6 protein-coding genes are annotated in these 3,354 nt (G+C 39.2%); all 6 read right to left on the minus strand.

The features are described from left to right. Positions 1-185: 185 nt before the first annotated feature. Positions 186-674, minus strand: coding sequence for a DUF4274 domain-containing protein (locus tag PKO01S_RS28250; RefSeq protein ID WP_246070775.1), 489 nt, complete (start codon positions 672-674; stop codon positions 186-188). 2 nt (positions 675-676) lie between these two features. Next, positions 677-1,195, minus strand: coding sequence for a SecY-interacting protein Syd (locus PKO01S_RS28255; protein ID WP_174818624.1), 519 nt, complete (start codon positions 1,193-1,195; stop codon positions 677-679). Between the two features lie 30 nt (positions 1,196-1,225). Beyond that, complete coding sequence (locus PKO01S_RS28260) at positions 1,226-1,507, minus strand: hypothetical protein (protein WP_127534768.1); 282 nt, start codon at positions 1,505-1,507, stop codon at positions 1,226-1,228. Positions 1,508-1,526: 19 nt separating this feature from the next. After that, the gene (locus tag PKO01S_RS28265) at positions 1,527-1,763 is read right to left on the minus strand and encodes a hypothetical protein (protein WP_246070776.1); all 237 of its coding nucleotides are present in this window, start codon (positions 1,761-1,763) and stop codon (positions 1,527-1,529) included. A 516-nt stretch (positions 1,764-2,279) separates the two neighbouring features. Next, complete coding sequence (locus tag PKO01S_RS28270) at positions 2,280-2,726, minus strand: SMI1/KNR4 family protein (RefSeq protein ID WP_127534769.1); 447 nt, start codon at positions 2,724-2,726, stop codon at positions 2,280-2,282. Positions 2,727-2,758: 32 nt separating this feature from the next. Further along, positions 2,759-3,354: HNH/ENDO VII family nuclease (locus PKO01S_RS28275; RefSeq protein ID WP_246070777.1), on the minus strand; the 596-nt coding region annotated here is incomplete at its 5' end.

The following is a 3,354-nucleotide window of genomic DNA, read 5'->3' on the forward strand; positions in this document are numbered from 1 at the left end:
GGTATCTGACCATAATCGACCTGTTCAATGTAACCCAATAGCGTAATTTAGGTTATAAAATTCGAGCGTTGCTGTGCGTACAACCGCATTGAAGGAATCTTTATACGGGTATTACATGGGTTAAGTCTGTTACTAGTTGAATGATGAGTTCATTCGGCACTGGGTAGCCGCCACTTATCATGTTATTAGAGGACTGGAATTTCCACCTCATCACCTGGCGACTTATCCAAAAGAATACTAGGTACACTAGGGTTTGACTTCCTTAGCTTGAAGACTTGTACTTTTGTTAATGGCGGAGTAAAAGAAATTTCCTTGTTATAAAATCCATCTTCAAGTAATCTTTGATATAAATTACTAATAAATTCTTTCCGTTCACGTAGGGTGGATTCAGACAGAGCATCTTTTGATTCGAGGAGACGATAACCGTCTGCACGGTAAAACATTAGCAGACCAGTCCCAAAATCACAATTATCATTGCCCAATATAGCTTTTGGTACTTCAAAGCCGCTGTTCCAGTTATAGTTTGCGGCAAAGGTGTGGAGTTCCAGATTATTCATGTTTTTGATTCCTGCAATAATCTTGTAATTATCTTCGCTGACCAATAGGTCTTTTAGTTTTTGTAATTCTTCGCCATCGAATGTTTTCTTATTAATCATCGATTTATCAGTTGGCATATTTATTTTTTTAACCGTAAAGATAAAATTAATTGCTCAATGCCCTCTGAAATTACTTCAAATGAATTTCGTTCATAGTCCTCAAGTTTCACAGAACCATCTTGGTTATCAACTACAACAATAAGCCCGTTGCCTTCTATGCCAATAGGAATATTCTCGATATTGTTATTGTGGTTGCTTTTGTAACCCGAAAGTAAGTTGCCGTAAGATTCTAAATCCGCTTTTGGCAGTACGAACTCTAGTTTTATATAGTGGTCTTTAATAAACCCATCTAAATCAGCAAACCAATATGAATTAAAATACTCAACGACAGACCCATGAATTTTAATACCTAATTTTTCTTCTAGTAAACTAAAATCATTAGTCACATTCTTTTCGACAGGTCTCCAAGAGATGTATTCATCCTCGTCAACTTCTCCAACATAAATAAGAGAATCAACTTCTTCGTCGAATGGTGTTTTTAATAAAAAATCTAGCCCCTCGTCTGCGACAGTCTTCCTTAACGAAAAATATTGTTTCATAGCTTCCTTTATAGACAAAAATATCACCCTTTACTTGTTCAAGAATTTTTCTAGTAATTCAGCATATTGGCTATCACTACCCCAAATTCCTGCTTCTTTTTCAGCATTGTGGATACCGCCCGAACCCGGGTGTAATTTGGATGGTACTGCAACTGCTTGACCTCCACCACCGATATGATGGTGAATTAATGTGTCATTGTACAATTTAATATCATACTGCGGAAAATGTTCTCTGAACTGCTTATCATTAATTGGTGAAAAGCCTAATTCTATCTTCTGCTTACTTATACTTTCAGGATACTTCTCTAGCACTTCTTTCCAGTAGTAATCCTTATCCCGTAACCATCCTTCTGAATTTGTACCTCTGGTCGCTCATATAAGCCACTAGGTCAACGAGAATCAGCTTCTCATACGGACTTAAACCGTAACACCGATGGATTTTATGCGGCAGGATGGTATATCCCTTGTGATGCCCTGTAAAGTTGCTCTCCTTGGCAACTTCGTCCATGTACGCATTAGCGGCTTTGTTATTCTTAGTCAACCAGAAGTCGTTGTACTTCGTTTTCATACGCACTCCCTTCCTTCTTGTGCTGTTATGCCGCCATCGGGCGGCTATGGAGTAGGGAAGGCGGCTAGCCTAACACGTATCCTTACCTGTTAATGTTAACTGGTCGTCACCAGATTGTTCATTCACGATAACTATCGAGGCAAGTAACCCATTCGTTGCGGACAATTTGCAGATAAGTCCTGACAATATGTATAGTCGGGCTAACTACTTCAAAAGATGCTTTGTCTTTTCATCCTCTCTATTGGGGCGGTGTATCCTACAGTTGAATAGCATTATCAAAATCCCGTGAGAAAGCGAAGATAACAAAAAACAGGTCAATCATGGTAGTATCTGACCATAATCGACCTGTTCAATGTTACGGAATAGCGTTATTTAGGTTATAAAATTAAAGCATTTGATGTGCGTACAACCGAAATGGAGAAATCTTCATACGGGTATTACATGGGTTAGATGTGTTACTGGTTGAACGTTGGGTTCATTCGGCACTGGGTAGCCCCTAGCTCTACTAACTAAAACTTAAAAGTCTTCATCCCAATTCTCTTTAGCTTCACTGAGTCTTTCGGCTAAAAAATCATAAAAATCCTCTGCTCGCTTCCCACTGAATCCTGCCACTCTATCCCATGATATAATTGGACATTCGCCATCCAATAAATTTCCCGTTTCTAGACAATAAAAGAATTCATCGCAGTCTTCAATTACAATGTATTCCGACGGTAACCCAAAATTACGGAGTCTATTAGTATTTAACACAACAGAAGGGATTGCTGATTTTCCACACCCTAGAATATCAACACCAAATAGTCCACCCGAACCATAGTTTTTCAGAAACCATCTATAGCTCTGTGGAAATACAACCTTTAGCTCCCCTTCGATTTTTGCAATGTCTGTGTCTGAAACTCCACCAGTAAAATCAGTATCATCTGAATGTTCTTCAATAAAGGCATATAATTCATCTCGGTTCAATTTTAATCCCTCCTGAAATCAACACTTTTATCTTATTCTTTTCCTTCAAGTTGCTTGGCTCTCCATCTCCAGTACTTCGACCTAAAATTGTTGTACTGTTTTTCTAATGCAGGATTATTTCTAAAACTACCGCCGTTTTCAACTAGCCCATGCAATATTTTACTATATTCATCATGTAAACTCGCAGGTAATTCTACCATAGGGCCAGGTTCTAATTGGATTGTATGATGAAGTTCTACTTTCGTACCATCTTTCCAATAAGGCGGTCTACCTTTTTTCATTAATTCAAGGTTTGTTAATCCAGTTTCAGGGTCAACTCGATTCCAATCAATATCACTTCTCTGATATACGCGCCTACTAATATCTTTCGTCTGCCCATCTACTTTTGTCGTCCCTTTGTATTCGACAGGTGTATAAGTATTACCCGTCCCCTTAGTCCCCTGAGGCAAAGCACTACTCTTCATAACCCCTAGATCTTCCAGCACCTCACGCAATGCCTTCGTATCAATATTCCATACGGTTGGGCCCATTGGCGTTGCCAGCTGCTTCATGCGGTATGGTACTTGCAGTTTGAGCAACTTATCCAAGGCATTCTTAACGCTCGTACTAACCTTGCTCAAGCCCCGGG

Source organism: Paenibacillus kobensis NBRC 15729 (assembly GCF_004000825.1).
In the GTDB taxonomy this organism is placed as follows: domain Bacteria; phylum Bacillota; class Bacilli; order Paenibacillales; family Paenibacillaceae; genus Paenibacillus_T; species Paenibacillus_T kobensis.